The 19,732-nt window shown below is 70.3% G+C and carries 21 protein-coding genes, 1 tRNA gene and 2 pseudogenes; 16 read left to right on the top strand and 8 right to left on the bottom strand.

Annotated features, from left to right (window positions below):
* Positions 1 to 183 (top strand): annotated as a pseudogene (locus JF886_RS13960) (hypothetical protein); the annotation flags it as partial.
* Positions 184 to 196: 13 nt separating this feature from the next.
* Complete coding sequence (locus JF886_RS13965) at positions 197 to 1,054, top strand: EamA family transporter (RefSeq protein WP_337313474.1); 858 nt, start codon at positions 197 to 199, stop codon at positions 1,052 to 1,054.
* Between the two features lie 34 nt (positions 1,055 to 1,088).
* Here JF886_RS13965 and JF886_RS13970 read toward each other — a convergent pair whose 3' ends face one another.
* A complete protein-coding gene (locus tag JF886_RS13970) occupies positions 1,089 to 2,576 on the bottom strand; it encodes a sensor histidine kinase (protein WP_337313476.1) in 1,488 nt (495 codons plus the stop codon).
* A 32-nt stretch (positions 2,577 to 2,608) separates the two neighbouring features.
* Positions 2,609 to 3,310 (bottom strand): response regulator transcription factor, encoded by a 702-nt coding sequence (locus JF886_RS13975; RefSeq protein ID WP_337313478.1) that lies wholly within the window; start codon positions 3,308 to 3,310, stop codon positions 2,609 to 2,611.
* Between the two features lie 114 nt (positions 3,311 to 3,424).
* Here JF886_RS13975 and JF886_RS13980 point away from each other — a divergent pair, with 114 nt between their 5' ends.
* From JF886_RS13980 to JF886_RS14020, 10 genes and pseudogenes are all read left to right on the top strand, one after another.
* Positions 3,425 to 4,333: a phosphatase PAP2 family protein gene (locus JF886_RS13980; protein ID WP_337313480.1), complete on the top strand. Its 909-nt coding sequence runs from the start codon at positions 3,425 to 3,427 to the stop codon at positions 4,331 to 4,333.
* Positions 4,326 to 5,114, top strand: a complete 789-nt coding sequence (locus tag JF886_RS13985) for a PHP domain-containing protein (RefSeq protein ID WP_337313482.1) — start codon at positions 4,326 to 4,328, stop codon at positions 5,112 to 5,114. Before JF886_RS13980 ends, JF886_RS13985 begins: the two co-directional genes overlap by 8 nt.
* 13 nt (positions 5,115 to 5,127) lie before the next feature.
* Positions 5,128 to 5,204: transfer RNA gene (locus JF886_RS13990), tRNA-Lys, on the top strand.
* Between the two features lie 96 nt (positions 5,205 to 5,300).
* Positions 5,301 to 5,375 (top strand): annotated as a pseudogene (locus tag JF886_RS16955) (oxidoreductase); the annotation flags it as partial.
* Between the two features lie 122 nt (positions 5,376 to 5,497).
* Positions 5,498 to 5,956 carry an SDR family NAD(P)-dependent oxidoreductase gene (locus JF886_RS16960; protein ID WP_502711439.1) on the top strand — a complete coding sequence of 153 codons (459 nt, stop codon included), beginning with the start codon at positions 5,498 to 5,500 and terminating at the stop codon, positions 5,954 to 5,956.
* A gap of 186 nt (positions 5,957 to 6,142) precedes the next feature.
* On the top strand, positions 6,143 to 6,946 hold the full coding sequence (locus tag JF886_RS14000; RefSeq protein WP_337313484.1) for an NAD-dependent epimerase/dehydratase family protein: 804 nt from the start codon (positions 6,143 to 6,145) through the stop codon (positions 6,944 to 6,946).
* Positions 6,928 to 8,466: a spermidine synthase gene (locus JF886_RS14005; protein ID WP_337313486.1), complete on the top strand. Its 1,539-nt coding sequence runs from the start codon at positions 6,928 to 6,930 to the stop codon at positions 8,464 to 8,466. Before JF886_RS14000 ends, JF886_RS14005 begins: the two co-directional genes overlap by 19 nt.
* A 100-nt stretch (positions 8,467 to 8,566) precedes the next feature.
* A complete protein-coding gene (locus tag JF886_RS14010) occupies positions 8,567 to 8,926 on the top strand; it encodes an ArsR/SmtB family transcription factor (RefSeq protein WP_337313488.1) in 360 nt (119 codons plus the stop codon).
* Positions 8,919 to 9,419: an SRPBCC family protein gene (locus JF886_RS14015; protein ID WP_337313490.1), complete on the top strand. Its 501-nt coding sequence runs from the start codon at positions 8,919 to 8,921 to the stop codon at positions 9,417 to 9,419. The genes JF886_RS14010 and JF886_RS14015 overlap by 8 nt, the downstream gene beginning before the upstream one ends.
* 68 nt (positions 9,420 to 9,487) lie before the next feature.
* Positions 9,488 to 10,759 carry an alpha/beta fold hydrolase gene (locus JF886_RS14020; protein ID WP_337313492.1) on the top strand — a complete coding sequence of 424 codons (1,272 nt, stop codon included), beginning with the start codon at positions 9,488 to 9,490 and terminating at the stop codon, positions 10,757 to 10,759.
* 40 nt (positions 10,760 to 10,799) lie between these two features.
* Here the strand turns inward: JF886_RS14020 and JF886_RS14025 are convergent, their stop codons facing one another.
* The gene (locus JF886_RS14025) at positions 10,800 to 11,543 is read right to left on the bottom strand and encodes a 3-keto-5-aminohexanoate cleavage protein (RefSeq protein WP_337313494.1); all 744 of its coding nucleotides are present in this window, start codon (positions 11,541 to 11,543) and stop codon (positions 10,800 to 10,802) included.
* Positions 11,540 to 12,478, bottom strand: a complete 939-nt coding sequence (locus JF886_RS14030) for an aldose 1-epimerase family protein (RefSeq protein ID WP_337313496.1) — start codon at positions 12,476 to 12,478, stop codon at positions 11,540 to 11,542. Before JF886_RS14030 ends, JF886_RS14025 begins: the two co-directional genes overlap by 4 nt.
* Before the next feature lie 95 nt (positions 12,479 to 12,573).
* Between JF886_RS14030 and JF886_RS14035 the strand changes: the two genes are divergently transcribed.
* From JF886_RS14035 to JF886_RS14045, 3 genes are all read left to right on the top strand, one after another.
* Entirely contained in the window at positions 12,574 to 13,971 is a 1,398-nt protein-coding gene (locus tag JF886_RS14035) for a sensor histidine kinase (protein ID WP_337313498.1), read from the top strand.
* A complete protein-coding gene (locus JF886_RS14040) occupies positions 13,971 to 14,600 on the top strand; it encodes a response regulator (RefSeq protein ID WP_337313500.1) in 630 nt (209 codons plus the stop codon). Before JF886_RS14035 ends, JF886_RS14040 begins: the two co-directional genes overlap by 1 nt.
* Positions 14,601 to 14,681: 81 nt before the next feature.
* Positions 14,682 to 15,224 carry a COG4315 family predicted lipoprotein gene (locus JF886_RS14045; RefSeq protein WP_337313502.1) on the top strand — a complete coding sequence of 181 codons (543 nt, stop codon included), beginning with the start codon at positions 14,682 to 14,684 and terminating at the stop codon, positions 15,222 to 15,224.
* Between the two features lie 19 nt (positions 15,225 to 15,243).
* Here the strand turns inward: JF886_RS14045 and JF886_RS14050 are convergent, their stop codons facing one another.
* The 3 genes from JF886_RS14050 to JF886_RS14060 are packed head-to-tail and all read right to left on the bottom strand — an operon-like array spanning position 15,244 to position 18,313.
* Positions 15,244 to 16,269 (bottom strand): NAD-dependent epimerase/dehydratase family protein, encoded by a 1,026-nt coding sequence (locus JF886_RS14050; protein ID WP_337313504.1) that lies wholly within the window; start codon positions 16,267 to 16,269, stop codon positions 15,244 to 15,246.
* Positions 16,266 to 17,030 carry a glycosyltransferase gene (locus tag JF886_RS14055; RefSeq protein WP_337313506.1) on the bottom strand — a complete coding sequence of 255 codons (765 nt, stop codon included), beginning with the start codon at positions 17,028 to 17,030 and terminating at the stop codon, positions 16,266 to 16,268. Before JF886_RS14055 ends, JF886_RS14050 begins: the two co-directional genes overlap by 4 nt.
* Positions 17,031 to 17,038: 8 nt before the next feature.
* Entirely contained in the window at positions 17,039 to 18,313 is a 1,275-nt protein-coding gene (locus tag JF886_RS14060) for a nucleotide sugar dehydrogenase (protein WP_337313509.1), read from the bottom strand.
* Positions 18,314 to 18,336: 23 nt separating this feature from the next.
* On the opposite strand from JF886_RS14060, the gene JF886_RS14065 reads away from it, so the two are divergent.
* Positions 18,337 to 19,218, top strand: coding sequence for a UbiA family prenyltransferase (locus JF886_RS14065; RefSeq protein ID WP_337313512.1), 882 nt, complete (start codon positions 18,337 to 18,339; stop codon positions 19,216 to 19,218).
* On the opposite strand, the gene JF886_RS14070 is transcribed toward JF886_RS14065, so the two are convergent.
* Entirely contained in the window at positions 19,181 to 19,732 is a 552-nt protein-coding gene (locus tag JF886_RS14070; protein WP_337313514.1) for a macro domain-containing protein, read from the bottom strand. The genes JF886_RS14065 and JF886_RS14070 overlap by 38 nt on opposite strands.

Below are 19,732 nucleotides of genomic sequence, written 5' to 3' on the forward strand. Positions count from 1 at the left end.
CCGTTCCTGCTGGTGGCGGTGCTTGCGGATCGGATGCAGGGGGCCATCCGCGCGGTGAACCGGCACATGGGTGTGATCAACATCGTCGCCGGCATCCTGTTGCTGGGCTTCGGCTTCCTGCTGATCAGCAACGAGATCACCCTGCTGAACCAGTTCTCCTTCCAGGCGCCGTTCAACCTCTGAGAGCTGGCTTTTCATGGCCGTCCTCTTCGCGCTGATCGCGGCCGCGGCCTACGGCATCTCGGACTTCGCGGCCGGCCTGATGGCACGGAAGGCGAGCGTGTTCACGGTGACGCTCATCAGCGAAGCCGCCGCCACGGTCGTCGTCTGGGCCGCATTGCCCTTCTCCGGCGGGATGCCAGACCGCCCCTCCCTTCTCTGGGGCGCCTTCGCCGGCCTGGGAGGTGCCGGGGGCGCGATGTTCCTCTACAGAGGCCTGGCCCGGGGAAGCATGAGCATCATCGGGCCGGTCAGCGCGGTGGTCACCGCGGCCGGCTCGGCGGTGGTGGGTGTGGCAACGGGCGATCGCCCCGGCCTGGTCGCCGCGGGGGGCGTTGTGCTGGCCTGCGTCGCGGTTGGGCTCGTCTCACGGAGTGAGCCCATCGCCGCGGTGCCGCCGGGCCAGGCGTGGCGCGCGCTGCTCAACGCCACCGCCGCCGGGCTGGGCTTCGTGGTGCTCTTCGTCGGCCTCAACCACGCTAGCGCGAGCGCGGGGATCTGGCCGGTGGCGGTCGAGACGGCGGTGGCCCTGCTGTTTGCCGCAGTCACGGTGGGCATCGCACTGCTGCGTCGCCACGAGCGGTTGAGCAGTATGCGCCACGTGCTTGCGGGCAGCGCGGTCGCCGGCGTGCTCGGCGGTGGCGCGACAGTTGCCTTCTCGGTGTCGACGCACCGCGGCCCGTTGACGGTGACCGCGGTGATCACGTCCCTGTACCCGGCCGCCACCGTGCTGCTGGCTCTTGGCCTGCTGCGCGAACGCCTGCGCCGGGTGCAGGCGCTGGGGGTGGGGCTTGCACTGGCCGCGGTGGCGCTGCTGTCGGCAGCGCAGAGCTAGCTGAGACCGCAACTCCTCAGGCGGCGGCCGACCTTCACGGCTGCGCGGCATGCGGCGGGGGCGGCGGTGGCGGTGCCTGGCCGGTCGCCGCGGGGAACCAAACGGTGACCGTGGCGCCCCTGCCCTCGGTGCTGTCGATGGCGACGTCGCCGTGGTTGGCGCGGGCGAGTCCCTGCACGATGCTGAGTCCCAGCCCGCTGCCGCCCTCCTCGCGCGCGCGGGTCTTCTCGCCGCGGTAGAAGCGCTCGAACACGTGGGGGAGGTCGTGAGCGGTGATCCCCGGGCCCTCGTCGTGAACCTCGATGTAGGAACGGCCGGCCTGGGTGAACGTACGCCACTGCTGGCGCGCGCCGGGCGCGTACTTGCACGCGTTGACGAGCAGGTTGCGGATGATCGCGGCGAGCGCGTTGCGGTCGACGCTGGCGAGAACGTCGGGCTGCAGCTGCCGGTCGAGCTGCGCCGGCATGCCGGGGACGCCCTCGTCGAGATGGTGCGCGACGGCGGTGGCGAGGTCGATGGTCTCGGCGTGCGTCGACTGCTGCGCGTCGAGCCGTGCCAGGGTGAGCAGGTCGAGCACGAGCACGCGCATACGCTCTGCCTCGCGTGCCATCGCCTCGAGCGCGGCGTCGAGCGCCTTCGGCTCCGGCGTGGCGCCGCGGCGAATGACGTCGATATATCCCTTGAGCGCGGTGATCGGGGTGCGTAGCTCGTGGGACGCGTCGGCGATGAAGCGGCGGGTGCGCTCCTCGGATGCCTGTTGCGCTGCGAACGACTGCTCGATGCGGGCCGCCATGTCGTCGAAGGACCGTGCCAGGGCGCCGATCTCGTCGTGACGGCCCTCCACACCGCTGCGGGCACGCAGGTCACCGGCGGCGAGCTGCCGGCTGGTGGCGGTGAGGCGCTGCAGCGGGCGCAGCGCGCGGCTGGTGAGCAGCACGCCGGCGATGAGCGCGAGCAGCAGGGCGATGAGGCTGCCGATGGTGAGCAGCGCGATCTCGTCGCCGAGCACGGTCTGCACGGGGGCCATCGACGTCGACAGCTGGGCGACGCCGCACACGGTGCCGCTGGCGACGCCGGTGCGGATCGGGAAGCCGACGACGAGCTGGTCCTGGCCGCCGGCGCCGGGGATCACATCGGGGCTGCTGCGGGTGCCGCCGAGCGCCCGCTGCAGACGGGCGGGGTCGAGCCGAGGCAGCGTGTTGCCGCCGGTCTGGGCGATGTCGCTGAGGGTGCGGTCGTACACGATCACCGCGACGGTGTGGCCGGAGGTGGTGGCCACGGTGGTCGCGACCGCGCGACCGATGAGGTCGACGCCCGCCGTGGTGGCGCACAGCGTCCGGCCGCGCACCGTGTTGGCGCCGGCCTTGGCGAGCAGGGCGCGCGCGGTGGTCATGTCGTCCTGCAGCGACATGACGCGCGAGCTGATCAGGCTCTGGCGCAGCGCCACGTACTGGTACGCGCCGAAGCCGGCGAGCAGGATGGCGAGCAGCGCGACGTAGGTGAGCGTGAGGCGCCAACGCACGGTGCGCAGGAACGCGAGGCGGCGCTGCGTGCTCAGCCCTCGGCGAGCGCGGCGCCGGTCAAGCTGCGCAGTCGGTAGCCGACGCCGCGGACGGTCTGGATGCGCTCGTGCTGAAGGTCGTCGAGCTTCTGGCGCAGGTAGCGCACGTACACCTCGACGTTGTTCTCGTCGCCGAAGAAGTTGTAGCCCCAGACCTCGTCGAGGATGCGCTGACGGGGCAGCACCTGGTCGACGTTGACAGCCAGGTAGAGGAGCAGGTCGAACTCACGCGCGCTGAGCGAGACCTCGCGGCCGGCGACGATGACGTCGCGCGTGCCGGTGTCGATGGAGAGGTCGCCGGCGCGCACGGTGCGTGACTGCGAAGGGTCGCGGCGGCGCATCACCGCGTGGATGCGGGCGAGCAGCTCGCCGAAGTCGAACGGCTTGACCAGGTAGTCGTCGGCGCCGAGCTCGAGGCCCTGGATGCGATCGCCGGTCTCGTCGCGGGCGCTGAGGATGATGATCCCGCGGTGCTGGTCGCCGGCGATGGCGCGGCACATCTCCCAGCCGTCCATGCGCGGCATCATCAGGTCGACGATCACAAGGTGCGGCTTGAAGTCGCTGACCGCGCGCAGGCCGGCGTGGCCGTCGGCGGCGGTCTGCACCGCGTAGCCCTCATGGGTGAGGCCGAGGGAGATGAAGTCGCGGATGCTCTGCTCGTCGTCCACGACGAGGATCCGCGTCGGCTCGGTCATGCCGGGAGTATATGAGCGGATTTGCCATTCACCCGCGACGTTACAGCCACTTCTCAGCGAGTTCTCAACGGGCCGTGGGAGGGTGCGTGGCCGGCGGCTAGACTTGCCGGCGTCGTGTCGCAGGTGATCCGCACCGTTCGCCGTCCGGGACCGCTGGTGGCGATCTCGCTCAGCTACCTGCTGGTCGCCGCCGGGATCATGATCTGGCGCGGCATCTCGGTGTCGCCGGACTACCTGCTCTTCCTGCTCATCCCCGTGGCGCTGCTGAGCGGTCGGTTCATCGGCTTTTTGCGCGACTGGGTGCCGTTCGTGGTGATCTTCCTCGGCTGGGAGGCGATGCGCGGCATTGCCAGCAAGACCGGCTTCGCGCCTCACGTGTCGGACCTGGCGTCACTGGAGACCGGTCTGTTCGGTGGGCACCTGCCGACCGCGGTGCTGCAGCAGGCGCTCGACGTGGGCAGCCTCGGCCGTGTGCTGACATACGCGGCGACGGTGGTGTACTTCTGCCATTTCCTCTTCCCACTCGCCGTGGGGATGGTGCTATGGCTCGTCGACCGCGTTCAGTTCGTGCGCTTCACCACTGCGCTCATGGGCATGGCGCTGGTGGCCTTCGTCATCTTCCTGCTGGTGCCGACCGCGCCGCCGTGGTACGCGCAGACGCACGGCGTGCTCAGCGGGTTCCGAGAACTCATCAAGGGCACACTGCCGAGCTATGTGTCGCCGTATTACGAGCGCCTCAACCCGAACCCGGTAGCGGCCTTCCCGTCACTGCACGCAGCGTTTCCCTTCCTCGGATTCCTCGCTCTACTGCGCGTCTATCCCCGCGGCGCCTGGATCGCGTTCGCCTGGTGTCTGATGGTGTGGTTCAGCGTCGTATTCCTCGGCGAGCACTACGTGATCGACGTCATCGCCGGCGTCCTCCTGGCCGCGCTGTCGTGGCTGGTGATGATGCGCATGGCGGTGCCGCGCATCGCCGTGCTGCAGCACCATGTGACGCCGGCGTCGGAGGCCATCGTTGCCTGAGCTGCCGGACGGCCTGTCGGTGGCCGAGGTGCACGCGCACACGCGCGCCAGCGACGGGATGGTGACCGCGGTCGAGCTGGTGCGCGCCGCCGCCGCCGCCGGGCTGCACGTCGTCTGCGTCACCGATCACGACGTCATCCCCGACCTCGCCGAGGCGATCGACGTCGGCGCCCCGCTCGGCGTTGCCGTGGTGCGCGGCGAGGAGGTGACCTGCGTCTTCCCGCCCGGCACCCACATCATCGGGCTGTTCATCGAGAAGCAGATCCGCATGCACATGTCGGCGGAGGACACCGTCGACGCCATCCACGACCAGGGCGGCCTGGCGATCGTGGCGCACCCGTTCATGCCGACTTACTTCGCGTCGATGTCGGAGCGTCGCCTCAACATCCTGCTGGAGACGCGCACCGTCGACGGCATTGAGCTGCGCCACACTGCGCCGGTGCTGCCGGGCACATGGAAGCGGCTCGACGAGTTCTACGCGGCGCACCGCGCGCAGCTGGGGGCCGCCGTGGGGGCCGGGGACAGCCACTTCGGTGCCGCCGACATCGGGCGGCTGGTGACGGTGTTCGAGGGCCGCGGCGCCGCGGGGTTGCGCGCGTCACTCGAGGCAAGGACGACGTCACCACGCGTGGGGGTGCGGCCGGCTACGGGGCCGGGCCTGCGAGCGCGGCTCGCCCAACAGCAGCGATCGATGATCTGGCTGTCGCATCAGCGGCGGACGGGGCGGGTTGGCGGCGGTGTCGGACCGTCGCGGACCGGGCGGAGCAGCGCCGCCGGGTAGAATCCGCAGCCACGCCCGCTTAGCTCAGCTGGCTAGAGCAGAGGACTCTTAATCCTAAGGTCCAGGGTTCGAATCCCTGAGCGGGCACCATCTCTCGATCAACCGGTGGCTCCCAGGAAGGAGCTGATGACCCTCAGCAAGTGAACTGCATTGGCAGCTGACGTGGCCCAACCTCTGAGCGGAACCGTGGCGATCGTCACCGGTGCGTCGAGCGGCATCGGTGAGGCGAGCGCGCTGGCGCTGGCTCAGAACGGCGCCCGCGTGGCCATCGCCGCGCGCCGGCTCGATCGGCTCGAGACACTCGCCGCGCGCATCGAGGAGGACGGCGGGACGTCGCTGGTGATGGATGCGACATCACCGAGGAGGCACAGGCGCGCGAACTGGTGCGCCGCGCTGTCGACGACCTCGGCCGCCTCGACATCCTCATCAACAACGCTGGCGTCATGTTGCTCGGCAAGGTGGAGGGCGCCAACGTCCGGCAGTGGCGGCAGATGCTCGACCTCAACGTGGCTGCGCTGATGAACCTCTCGCATGCGGCCCTGCCCTACCTGCTCGAGGCGGCGAGCGGCGAGCCACGACAGGTGGCGGACATCGTCAACGTCAGCAGCGTGGCGGGCCGCGTGGCGCGCAGGGGCAGCGGCGCCTACAACGCGAGCAAGTGGGCGGTCAACGCATTCAGCGAGGCGCTGCGTCAGGAGGTGACCGGCCGGCATCTGCGTGTCGGGCTCATCGAGCCGGGCTCATCGAGCCGGGCTCGGTGGCCACGGAGCTGGCCTCGCACAACACCGATCCGGAGGTGGTGGCGACCTTGCAGCGGCGCTTCGGGGAGGTCGAGCGCATGACCGCGGAGGACATCGCGGAGGCGATCCTGTTCATGGTGACGCGGCCGCGGCGCGTCGCCATCAACGAGATCCTGGTGCGGCCCACCGAGCAGGTGGACTGAGCCCGCCTCCCACCGGCATGCACAGCGCGGTCTAGACTGCGATCTCGCCCGCCGGCTGCGGGAGGCCGCCCGGCAAGGAGAGGGGATGCGACTGCTGGTGACCGCGCCGCGCAGCGAGCTCGGCAAAACGGTGGTGCGCATCCGCGGCAGCGACGACGGCAGCGGCGCGCCGGTGATCGTCAATCTCGCCCTCCAGGTGCCCAACACCCTGTTACACGACGGCCACGCCTGGTGGGACGACCCCGGTTCACACATCCTCGCGTCCACCCGACGCGTCCTCGCCGCCGCCAGGCGCGAGCGTGCCGCGTTTCTCGTCCACGCCAGCTACGCCTTCCTGGAGTGCGCCGAGGGCGGCGCCGAGGTGGGCGACCGCATGCGCCCGGTCGTGGACGCTGCGCGCGAGGCTGAGTCGATGGTGCTCGACAGCGGACAGCCGGCCTGCGTGGTGCGCCTCGGCTACCTCTACGGGCCGGAGTGGCGCGACCTCCGCGGGTACCGGCGTGCATTGCGGCTGGGCAGGCCGTACTGGGCCGGCCCGCGCCGCAACCTGCAGCACCACGTGCACGGCGACGACGCGGCGCGCGCACTGCTCACCGCCGCCCAGCGCCGTTCGTCAGGACGGCTCACCTACGCGAGCGACGGCACGCCGGCGTCGTTCTGCGACTTCATGGATCACTTCGCGCACCTGGTCGGCCGCTCGCGTCCGCTCCACCTGCCGAGGGCGTCCCGCCCGTTCGTGCAGCTGGTGGTGCGCGAGCCGCACATGCAGATGGTGGAGATGGCCGCGACGGGTCCCGCGGCGCCGCAGCTTCCCGGGTGGCGACCGCAATTCCCCAGCTACCGCGACGGCCTCGCCGAGGTCATCGAGGCGTGGGAGAGCCACCGCTGACACCGGTCCCACGCTTCCTGCCCTTCGTGGTGTTCGCGGCGGGGGCGGGATCGCTCGCCACCGAGATCTGCGCATCGCGCCTGCTGGCCCCGTACTTCGGCAACACCACTGTCGTGTGGGCCAACGTCATCGGCCTCATCCTCGTGTACCTGTCGGTGGGCTACTGGCTCGGCGGCCGCGTCGCCGACCGGCATCCCCATCCGCGCGTGCTCGGCGGCCTGCTGCTGGTCGCTGCGGTGGCGATCAGCGTGCTCCCGTTCATCGCGCACCCCTTCCTCCAGCTGGCGTTGCAGGGGTTCAGCGCGCTGAGCATCGGGGTCGTCGCCGGCTCGTTCTTCGCGACGCTGCTGCTGTTCAGCGTCCCCGTGTCGCTGCTCGGCATGGTGTCACCGTTCGCAGTACGGCTGGCGGTGCGCGACGTGCAGACCGCCGGCTCGGTCAGCGGCCGGCTCTCGTCGCTCACCACCATCGGCGCCATCGCCGGGACGTTCGTCCCAGCGCTGCTGCTCATCCCCGCGATCGGGACCCAGCGCACCCTTCTGTGCGCCGCGCTGCTGGTGAGCCTTGCCGCGTTCCCGCTGCTGCCGCGCCGTGCACCCATCGTCAGCGTGGTGGTGGCGGGACTGCTGCTCATCCCGCCGGCGACGGTGAAACCTGTCGCAGGCGCTGTGCTCGAGCGCGAGACTCAGTACGAGTACGTGCAGGTGGTCACGACGCCCGACGGTCGCACCGCGCTGCGACTCGACGATGGCATTGCTGACCAGTCGGTGTACCGGCCGAACACGGTGCTGACCGGCAGCGAGTGGGACATGCCGCTGGTGGTCCCACCACTCCTCGACCGGCCGCTGCGCCGCGTGCTGGTCATCGGCAACGCCGGCGGCACCATGGCGCGGTCGCTGGCGCACGAGTACCCCGGCGTGCAGATCGATGGCGTGGAACCTGACCCCGCGGTGAGCGACATCGGCCGCCAGCTCATGGGCATGGCGGACGTCCCCGGCCTGCACGTGGTCGAGGCCGACGGGCGTGCGTTCCTGGCGACGACGCCGGCGCGGTACGACCTCATCGTCGTCGACGCCTACCGCCAGGCATACGTGCCGTTCTGGCTGGTGACCCAGGAGTTCTTCGCGCTGGCGCGCGCGCACCTCAACGGCGGCGGCGCGATCGCGTTCAACATGGCGCGCGTCCCCGGTGACGACCGGCTCGCGCAGGCGGTGAGCGGCACGCTGGCAACGGTGTTCCCCGACGCGCGCATCTGGCCGGCGCTGAGCTTCAACGAGCTCGTCGTCGGCTTCGACCACACGGTGTCACCGAGCGCGCTGCAAACGCGCCTCCAGCAGCTGCCGCGCGACCTACGCGTGCTCATCCCGCTGGTGTCGAGCCAGCTGCACGCGGTGGCACCGGTCGCCGACCCGCTCACCGATGACCACGCACCCGTGGAGTGGCTCACCGACCGGGCGCTGCTCGAGGAGATCGCCGCCGGTGGTCACTTCACCGAGGAGCTGCTGCCCACCCATCCCTGAATATCGGCCGCGCCCGTACGGAGGGTTGACACCACGGGAGGAGCCCCGTACTTTCCATCTTGACTAATTAGCTAAGAAGGAAACTAAGGGGCCGTCCGAGATGCCCGTGATCGAGGAAGTGCGACTGAGCGGGACCTTCGCTGCGCTCGCCAATTCGACGCGGCGAGCGATCCTGGCCCGGCTCGCCGAGGGGGAAGCGAGCGTCAACGAGCTCGCCGAGCCCTTCGACTTGACGCTCCCGACCATCTCCAAGCACATCAAGGTGCTGGAAGGCGCTGGACTGGTGGTGAGGAGTCATCGGGCCCAGTACCGGCCGTGCACCCTCGAGCCCTCACCGCTTGAGGAGATCTCGAGCTGGGCCGAGCAGTACCGCCCTGTCTGGGAGGCCCGCTTCGACCGGATGAACGGGTATGTCACCCATCTCATGAAGCAACGAAGGACGGCCGACAACGATGACTGACGCTCAAACGTCCCAGGACGCGGTGGTGATCGAATACAGCTTCGATGCACCGCGGGATCTCATCTGGCAAATGTGGACCGAACCGGAGCACTTCAAGGCGTGGTACGGCCCACAGGGCGCCACCATCCCCGTGGCGAGGATGGACGTGCGCGTCGGAGGTCGTCGGCTGGTATGCATGGCAATGGAAACCCCCCGCGGCCCGATGACGATGTGGTTCACCGGGGAATACCGCGAGGTCGTCAAGGGCAAGCGACTCGTCTACACCGAGTCCATGTCCGACGAGAACGGCAACGTCTTGTCGCCCTCGGACTTAGGCATGCCTGCCGGGCACCCCACAACGACCGAGGTGACCGTGGAGCTCGACGATGCCGCTGGTCGTACCAAGATGGTGATGACCCATGCGGGCGTCCCCGCGGACTCGCCCGGCGCCGCCGGGTGGGTGGCGGCCCTCGACAAGCTTGCGGTCTACGTCAAGGCACAGAGCGATCGTTAGCGGGGCCGTGTCGATGACCGGTGGTCCATGATTGCCGCCATGCGCACATCACGGGGATGGTGAAAAGCATGTTGCCGAAGCTGTTTGACGGCGTAGTGGACGCGGCCCAGGGGGTGGCGGAGACGGTCCAGGCGCTGCCCCGTGCGGCGACGCACCTGGCTCGCGCCACGACCGCCTCCGCGAAGGTTGCCAACCCCAACCAGGCGTTGCCGCCCGGACTGATCATCCCTGTGCCCGGTCATGGCGAGATGTTCGTGCGCGACACCCATCCGCACGGGGGCGGTCGTCGCGGCACGTTGCTGCTGCTCCACGGGTGGCTGGCCGCCAGCGACACCAACTGGTGGTCGCTGTACGAACCGCTGCGCCAGGCGGGGTGGCGGGTGATCGCCGTCGACGTCAGGGGCCACGGCCGTGGCCTGCGCGCCCACGGTGCGTTCAGGCTCAGCGACTGTGCCGACGATTGCGCGGCGCTGCTGCAGGTGCTCGCGCCGGGCCCCGTGGTCGTCGTCGGCTATTCGATGGGCGGCGCCATCGCGCAGATCCTGGCGCACCGTCACGCCGAGATGCTTCGCGGCATGGTGCTGGTCGCCACAGCGGCGGAGTGGCGCGCGGCGCCGCAGTTGCGCGCGGCCTGGTACCTGATGGGGGCGATGCAGCTGGGCTGGCGGCTGACGCCGCGGCGCGCCTGGAGCCAGGTGATGAACCTCCTCTACGGCGGCAAGGCGCCTGACTGGTTTGCCGGCGAGCTGGCCCGGGGCGCGCCGTGGGATATTGCCGAAGCCGGCAGGGAGATGGGGCGCTATGACGCGCGCGAGTGGCTGCGCGAGGTGCGGGTGCCGTCGGCAGTGATCGCCACCACGCACGACGCGCTGGTGCCCATATCGCGGCAGCGAACCCTCGCGCGGGCACTGGGCGCGCCGGTGATCGAGATCGAGGCCGGGCACATGGTGGCGCTGACCAACCCGCGTCAGCTGAACGGTGCTCTCCAGGGCGCGCTCGAGCTCATCGTGCCGGGCTCACGAGCTCACCGCCAGGGAGCGTCGCGAACCAACCATCGCCAGCCCACGCTGGCCCGCGGTGACCGGGGCGACGATGTCGGCGATGCCCAGCGCCTGCTCTCGGCCGCCGGTGAGAGCTGCGGGCAGATCGATGGCATCTTCGGGCCGGCCACGGCTGCCGCGGTGGCGCGCTTCCAGGCAGCGAAACGGCTGCGCAAGACGGGCAAGGTCGACCGTGCAACCTGGACCGTGCTGGCCGGTGTGCCGCGCAACCGCGCACGGGCCGCCCGCGCGCAGCGCCCGCCGGGCGACTTCGAGGCACCCAAGCTCGTCGTGCTCTGACTGGGGTAGCCCGCTCACAGAAGCCTCGGCTGCCCCGTGGTCAAACGGGCTTGATGTCGATCTCCGCCATCAACTGCACAGCAGCCTCAACGAGCGCCGCGTTGTCGAGCGCCGGCCGGCCGTCAGGAAGGAACAGTGTGTCCTCGAGGCCGGTGCGCATGCCGTGGCCGCGACGGAGACCGCGCTCGTTCACCGCCCAGCTGGCGATGCCGTCGCCGTGGTGCACCTGGGGGAGCGTGATGCCGGCGAGCGCCAGCACCTCCTCCATGGCGGCTGCGTGCGCCACCGCGACATCGGGCTCGGTGTCGAGCGGCTCGAGCAACACCCGGGTGCAGTGCGCCGCCAGGCCGGAGCTGACAAATGTGTGCGCGTCGGCAAGCTCGAGCAGTCCGGCCTCGATGCCGACCCCGCGCGCGAGGAGCTCATGGCAAAGGTCGCCGATGCCGGGCTCACCCTGGTTGGCGGTGACCAGGTCGGGAAGTTGCGTCCACTCCCCGATGAGGCGGCGGCGATGGGCCGGGTCCGGGTCGATGAGCGCCCACGTGGTCAGCGACAGCGCAATGCCCGGGCAGGCGGCGCGCACGGCTGTGATGGCCGCGGCCGTGGATTGCGCGTCGAGTGTCGGGGTGCCGTGGTCGTCGCATGGATGAAGGTGGACGACGCGGGCGCCGGCGGCGACGGCGTCGCGAGCGCTCGTCGCCAGGTCGGCGGGTGTACGCGGTATGTGCGGTTCGCTTCGCTGGCCGTTGATCGCCACCTGGAGCAGCGCCGTGCGGGCGGTCATCCTGACCCCGACAGTGGTGCGATCCCCCAGCGACTGACTACGCTCTCGCCAGGCGCCAAGACAATGAGGCCGTCACCTGAGGCAAACGCGTTGGGCGCGCAGGTCATCGGCTCGACCGCCAGTGAGCGTCGGCGTTGCTCGCGGGCCGGCAGCGTGTCGCCTGTGAAGAGCATGTAGAACGGATAGCGCTCGTCCATCCAGAGCCCCACGCCGTGCGTCTGGTCTCCACTCCACACGCGCACCCAGGCGCGGCCATCGGCATCACGTGCGACATCGGTGAACGCGGTATCGATGGCCTCCTTGCCGACCTGGCGGCGCCGGCGGAAGTCGTACCGGGTTCCCTCGACGTCCGCGACACCGGTGGGGATCTGCCGATCGTCGACGGTGAGGTACCGTCGTGCCGGCGCCTCCACCCAGACGTCATCGACGCCCGCGTCGCCTGCGAGCAGGTACGGGTGCACCCCCATGCCATACGGGGACCGCCGCCCGCCGACGTTGGTCGCGGTGACGGTCGCGGTGAGCCCGTCAGCGCCGACGCCGTACTCGACCGACGTGTGCAACGCGAACGGGTAGCCGGCGCGGGGATGCAGCGTGTGCTCCATGACCACGCGATCCTCGGCGCGCTCGGCGATGCGCCATGACTCCCAGCGCAGGAAGCCGTGGATGGCGTTCTGCTTGTCGGGCTCGCTGAGAGGCACGTCGTAGGCCTGTCCGTCGAACTCGTAGCGGCCGTCGCACAGCCGGTTCGGCCACGGCACCAGCAGCTGTCCACGGCCTCCGCTGCACAGCTCGCCGGCCTCGTAGCCATCGAGGAGGGTGCGCCCGTCGACGTCGTAGGTGCGCACCCCGCCGGACACCTCGACGATGGTCGCGCGATGGCCGTCGCGAGAGATCTCGATCTGCTCTCCGGAGGGGTACGACAGGGAAGCCGGCACCGCGCCATCGTAGGGTCGTACGACCATCGACCGCGGCGTCCCGGAGCTGAGCTCGCCGAGGATGGGCGCGAGATGCGAACACCGGCTAGGCTGCGATGACCATGACCGTGGCCGACGAGGGTCGCGCGGGCACCTCCACCAGCACCGCGGAGAGGGTCGAGGGCAGCCCGCGTCGCGCGGGGCTGCTGCGCCGCGTGCTCAAGAACGAGGTGGCCCGCTTCGCCGCCGGCGGCCTGCTCGCGGCGCTGTTGGTCGGCGCGGGCACGTTCGTTGTCGTCAGCCGCGACGCCGAGGACCAGGCGATCCAGCACGCCAAGGACATCACCCAGGTGGAGGCGACCGGCATCGTCCAGCCGGCGCTCAGCGATTCGCTGCTCAGCCGCGACCCCGCCGCGATCGGGGCCCTCGACACCATCGTGCGCCAGCGCATCCTCAACAGCGACGTCGTGCGGGTGAAGCTGTGGACCGCGGACGGCACGGTCATCTACTCCGACGCGCGCCAGTTGATCGGCCGGCATTTCAGCCTGGGCAGCGCCGAGCTCGCCGCTCTGCACGGCGGCGCCGTCGACGCGGGCGTCTCCGATCTCACCGACGCAGAGAACCAGTACGAGCGCAGCTTCGGCAAACTGCTCCAGGTGTACCTGTCGGTGCACACGCCCAACGGCATGCCGCTGCTGTTCGAGACGTACCAGCGCTATGAGGCGATCAGCCAGTACCAGCAGTCGGTGTGGTCGTCGTTCCTGCCGGTGCTGATCGTCGGCCTGGGCATCCTCTTCCTGGTGCAGATCCCGCTCGCCGTGGGCATGGGCCGCCGGCTGCGCGCGTCACTGGCCGAGCGCCAGGTGCTGCTCGAGCGGGTCATCAACGCCTCCGAGCAGGAGCGCCGACGGATCGCCCGCGACCTCCACGACGGCGTGGTCCAGCGCCTGGCGGCGGTGACCTTCTCGCTGAGCGCTTTGGCCCGGCGGCTGACCTCCGGCGGAGGGTCGAGGGCGCCGGCCGCCAACGCGCCGGATGTCGAACACGCCGCCGGCGAAACGCGTGCGGCGATGCGCGATCTGCGCACCCTGATCGTGGAGATCGCGCCGCCCAACCTGCACGCCGAAGGCATCGACAACGCGCTCCGCGACCTCCTCGAACCGCTCGCCGCCAACGGGGTCGCCGTCAGCCTCGACGCGCCGCACAACACCGCTCTCTCGGCCGCCACCACGAGCCTCCTCTTTCGCGTGGCCCAGGAGGCACTGCGCAACGCGACCAAGCACGCCGCCGCCTCACACGTCGACGTGCGACTCCACAACCGCGGGGACCATGTCAGCCTCGAGATCGACGACGATGGCCGCGGTTTCAGCGCTGCCGACCTCGAGAACCGCCGCCGCGACGGCCACGTCGGCCTCAGCCTGCTCCGCGACCTCGTCGCCGACGCCGGCGGTTCACTGCGCGTCGTCTCCGAGCCGCAGGCGGGAACCCGGATCGCGGTCGAGGTGCCCTGCTGATGGCCGCGCGCATCCGCCTGCTCATCGTCGACGACCACCCGCTGGTCCGGCGCGGGCTGTGCGAGCTGTTCGGCGGGGAGAGCGACATCGAGGTCGTGGACGACGTCGGCGACGGCGAGCGGGCCGTGACTGTTGCCCTGGAGGAGCAGCCCGACGTGGTGCTCATGGACGTCTCGATGCCCGGAATGGACGGCATCGAGGCGACCCGCCGCCTGCTCGCCGTCCGCCCCGAGGCGCGCGTGGTCATGCTCACCTCGTTCGCCGACCACGAGCGCGTCATGGAGGCGCTCGACAGCGGGGCGGTCGGCTACATCCTCAAGGACGCCGAGAGCGACGAGCTGGTGCGCGGCGTCCGCGCCGCCGCAGGCGGGGACTCACCTCTGTCACCGCGGGCGGCGCGGGCGCTGATCACCGCGCGCCGCGGGCGGCGGCCGTTCGAAGAGCTGACCGGCCGTGAGCTCGACGTGCTCAAGCTGGTGGCACGCGGGCTCAGCAACAAGCAGATTGCCTGGCGTCTGGCGATCAGCGAGAAGACCGTCAAGGCCCACATGACCAGCATCTTCGGGCGCATCGGGGTGGCCGACCGCACCCAGGCGGCGCTGTGGGCGCAACGCCACGGAGTGGTCTGAGCCGATCTTAAGACCTTCGGACGTTGGCGGTGAGGACCGCGGCGGACGCACACTGGCGGCACACAACTCGGGGAGGACACCATGCACACCACCATCGCGCAGCGGCTCTTCGGCGGCGCCGCGCTGCTCACCATCGCGGGTTGCGGCGGCGCCGCTGCTGACACTGGCGCCGCCACCGCCAATGGAGGCGGCGCTACCGCGACGCCGACGGCGAGCACAACGGTGGCGGTGGCGACCGTCACCGGGCACGGATCGGTGCTCGTCGGCGGCTCCAGCGGCATGACCCTGTACGTGTTCGACCAGGACACCCCGGGCAGCAACACGAGCGCGTGCACCGGCGGCTGCATCAGCACCTGGCCGCCGCTCACCGTCCCCGCGGGAACCACGCCGACGGGGGCCTCGGGGATCACCGGCCAGCTGGCCACCTTCACGCGCAGCGATGGCAAGGGAGTGCAGGTCACGTACAACGGCCACCCGTTGCACTTCTACAGCGGTGACACCAAGCCGGGTGATGCCAACGGCAACTACCCGCACTGGTCAAGCGTCCCGGCGACCTCCGGCGGAGCCGCAGCCCCAACACCGACTCCGGCCGGGGGCGCCCCCACGCCGACGTACTCCTACTGACCAGCGCGGCACGGTGGCGTCAGATCACACCCTGGGTGATCGCCGACTCGATCCACGGCACAACCTCCTCGAGCATGTCGTCGAGTGAGGTTGTGGCCGTGAAGCCCAGGACAGTGGCCGCCTTGGCGGTGTCGGGGATGCGCCGCTGCACGTCGTGTTCGAAGGGCGTGTCAGACACGTAGCGGAAGGGCTCGTCGGCGCCGCGGATGCGGTGCCAGATCTTCTCGGCGAGCTCGCGCACGGTGGTGCTCTGCGCTGTCGAGAGGTTGAAGTCCTCGTTGAGCGCGGCGCGGCTCTCCATCGCGGTGACGATCCCCCGCGCCAGGTCCCCGCCGTACGTGTAATGGCGCGTCTGCTCGCCGCTGCCGAGGATGTGCAGCGGGTCCTGGCCCTTGAGCACCTTCTGCACCAGGTCGGGCACAACGTGGCTCATCGCCAGCTTGACGTTGCCGCTGAGGATCTCGACGTCGCCGAGCGCCCGGCCTTCGCCGATGCCCACGCAGTTGAACGGGCGCAGGATGGTGTACGGCAGCTGGTACTGGTCCCACGCCGCCCGTGCGTAGTACTCGACGGCCAGCTTCTGGAAGCCGTACGAGCTCAGCGGTGGCGGGATCTGCCGCTCCGAGCCCTCAACCGACGGCCACGAGGTCGCCGACTCGAACACCATCGAACTGCTGATGTACGTCGTCTTCTGCAGGGTGCCGTCGCGGTGCGCGGCGATGGCGGCGTCGCAGGAGGCGGCCATGATGCGCTCGTTGGTGGCGAGAAGGTCGTACGCGTAGGTGTGGAAGTAGGAGATCCCCCCGATCATCGCCGCGCCGGCGATGAAGTGATCGCAGCTGGCCAGCAGTGAGCTGAGCAGGTCGACGTCGCGTGCGTCGCCCTCGACGAAGGTGTACGCGGGATTGCCGTCGTACGACTTGGCGACGCGCCCGTACTTGGAGAGATTGTCGACACCCACCACGGTGTGGCCGCGGCGGAGCAGCTCCTCGACGATGTAGCCACCGATGAACCCCTGCGAACCGGTGATCAGAACCTTGCTCATGTGCCCTCTCTGCGTTCGTCGCGGTCGGTCTCCCACGCGTGCGGATGCACCCGGTAGCCGGCGCGCAGCGGGGCGCGGTGCGGGCCGAGCGCGGCCAGGTACCAGCGCAGGTAGCGGGGGATCCACTCGCGCACCTTGAAGTTGGACTGTCCGTGGCTGCGGTCCAGCCAGATGGTGGGGATCTCGGCGATGGGCAGGCCGCGGCGGTGCGCCTTGGCGACCATCTCGATGCCCAGCTCGAAGCCGGCGTCGGACGCGATGCCCACCTCCCGGATGAACTCGGTCGAGTACGCCTTGAAGGAGTTGGTGGGATCGTGGGTGCCTACCCGCGAGACGAGGTGGAGCGACAGCCCGGCGGCGCGCGAGATCAGGCCCTTGATCCGCGGCCCGCCGACCTGCTGGCCGCCGCGCATGTAGCGCGACGCCGCCGCCACCACCACGCCGCGCTCGACGAGCCGGGTCAGCTGGTCGATCTGCATGGGATCGTCGGAACCGTCGGCCATGGTGACCACCGTGACGTCGGCGGTGACGTGCTTGATGCCGAAGCGCAGCGCTGCCGCCGGGCCCCTGCCCCGGTTGTTGAGCAGCGGGCGCACCCGGTGGTCACGGCGCGCGTATTCCTTGACATACGGCGCGGTGGTGTCGTCCGGCGTGTCGTACACCACCAGCACCTCGCAGGGCAGCTTCACCGACTCGAGGATGCGGTCGAGGAAGTCGTTGATCTCCGCGCCCTCGTTGTACGCGGGGACGACCACGGACACCCGTGGCCTCATATGAGCACACCACCCTTGCGCACGTTGAAGACGTCGACCACCGGCTGCTTGATGTCGAGGCCGGCGTAGCGCTTGTGGGGCGCGCCGATGATCACCAGGTCGACGGAGTCGATCAGGTCCTCCTGCGACACCAGGTCGGGGTCGACCTTGACGTAGGGATCCGCGCACACCACGTTCTTGGCCTTGAACGCGAGGATGCGCTTCAGCTTGTACGCCAGCGAGGAGCGGATGTCGTCGGACTCTCCCTTGAACGCTGTGCCCAGGATTCCCACCGACATCGAGGCGAGGTCAAAGCGGCGTTCCAGGCGTGCCACTACGTACAGCGGCATCCCCTCGTTGATCATCATGCTGGTGTGACCGAGGGTGAACTGGTTGTTGTTGAAGGCGGCCAGCTGCATGGTGTCCTTGAAGAGGCACGGCCCGGCCGCGAACCCAGGGCCGGGCATGTCGGCGGCACGTGGATAGTCGGTCACCAGCGCGTGGCGAATGCGCTCGAAATCGAGACCGAAGTCGTTGGCCATCATGTAGAGCTGGTTGGCCGCCGCGAACCGGATGTACCGCCACGTGTTGGTGAACAGCTTGGCGAGCTCCGCCTCCTCGGGCTGCAGCTCGATGAGCTGCGGCGCCAGGCGCGAGAACAGGCGGCGCGCCGCCGCCATCCCCTCCGGGGTGCGCGCCGAGATGATCTGGGGCAGCTCGTGCAGCTCGACCATCGAGCGTCCCTGGGCGATGCGCTCGGGACAGAAGCAGACGAGGTTGTGCAGCCCGCGGTCGGCGAGATAGCGCTCGACGAGCGCGGTGACGCCGGGATAGATGGTGCTGCGCAGCACCACCACCTGGCCGCCGCGCCCGAGGTGATCCGCGAACTGGGCGATCGCCTTGACGACGGCGTTGGGGTTGGGGTTGAGGTGCTCGTCGACCGGGGTGCCGATGACCACCACCACGTACTCGGCGGTGGCGATCACCGCGGGCTCGGTGGTCGCCGTCAGCATCGAGCCGGCGCGAAGCTGCGCGAGCGGCTCCTGCGCGCCGTCCTCGTCGAACGGCAGGCGACCAGCGTTGACGGTGTCGACGGCGGCCTGGTTGGTGTCGAACAGCACCACGCGCATGCCCTGCTGGCCGAGCGCGATGCCGAGCGGCAGGCCGACGTGGCCGCAGCCGCCCACCACGACGACGTCGGCGTCGAAGCGCGAACCCGCAGTCGCCTGGGCAGCCTCCGACGGCATACGAAGCGAGGGCGAGGTGTTGGTGGACATCGGCAGCAGCCTCACATGGGAAGGGGAGATGCCCCAACTTGACCCGGCCGAATCGTAGCTGGTGGCGGGTTCTCGACGAACGCAGCGACGCCGGCGGACGCGCCAAGTCGTGGCTGTTCCTCACCCATCCGGGGCCATCGCTGCTGGTCACCGTGCTGCTTGTCGCCGCCGCCGGACTGCTGACGCGACAGCTGCCACCGGCGCGGATCGCCATCGGCCTGACGCTGATGATGCTGCCCGCGCAGCTGGCCATCGGGGCGCTCAACGACTGGGCCGACGTCGAGCTCGACAGGGCCGCCAAGCCGTTCAAGCCGATCCCGCGCGGAATCGTGCCCCGCCGCGCCGCGCTCGCCTTCGCGCTGGCGGGCTTTGCGGTGTCGCTGGCGACTGCGGCCTGGTTCGGCCCGCGCGTGCTCGGCGTCGACGTGCTCGCCGTGCTCGCCGGGGCCAGCTACGACCTCGGCCTGAAGCGCACCCCCGCAGCCCTGCTCGCCTACTGGGCCGGCTTCGTGGCGGTGCCGCTGCTGGCGATGGTGACCATCGGCAACACCCATGGCGCTCTGGAGGTCATCCCGCTGGCCGGGCTGGTGGCGCTGGCATTGGAGATCGCCAACGGGCTTCCCGACGTCGAAGGAGACCGTCGCGGCGGCTCGCGCACACTGCCGGTGGCGCTCGGGGTGGCCAGGTCGCGCTGGGTGATGGGCCTGGCGCTGACAGCCGGCGCCGTCTATGTTGTCGCCAACCGGGGGCGACTCGGCCAGAGCAACCTGGCCCTGGTCGCCGCTGGGCTGATCGGCGCCGGCGCGGTGGTGCCCCTGCTACCACGCGGCGCCCCGCGGATCGCGTTCCCGTTGCTGGCCCTGCTCGAGGCCGCGGCCACGGTCAGCTGGCTGGCGGCCTTGCCTCCAGCGTCCGCCTGAACACGGCCAGGTCCGGCTCGCTGAAGAGCACGAAGGTGATCAGCTCCAGGGACGTGTTCGGCGCCGCCAGCGCTGACAGCGCCTCCTCGATCGCGATCGGTGCCGCCGCCTCTATGGGGAAGCCGTAGATGCCGGTGCTGATCGAGGGGCACGTCACGCTGGCGCAGCCGTGCTCCGTGGCCAGCGCGAAGGCGTTGCGGTACGCGGAGCGGAGCTTCTCGGGCTCGCCGTGCTCGCCGTCCCGCCAGCGCGGACCGACGGCGTGGATGACGTGGCGCGCGTCCAGTCGTCCCGCGCCGGTGATCACCGCGCCGCCGGTAGGGCAGCCGTCGTAGCGCTCGCGCAGCTCCGCCATCAACGAGGGACCGGCGGCGCGGTGGATGGCGCCGTCGACGCCGCCACCCCCGGCGAGGTGCTGGTTGGCGGCGTTGACCACCGCGTCAGCGGCGACGGTGGTGATGTCGGCGCGGATGGCGTGCACCCCGCCGGGGGACGCGGTCCTCGGTTCGCTCAT

The organism is Candidatus Aeolococcus gillhamiae (genome assembly GCF_016464765.1).
GTDB classification, from domain to species: domain Bacteria; phylum Chloroflexota; class Dormibacteria; order Aeolococcales; family Aeolococcaceae; genus Aeolococcus; species Aeolococcus gillhamiae.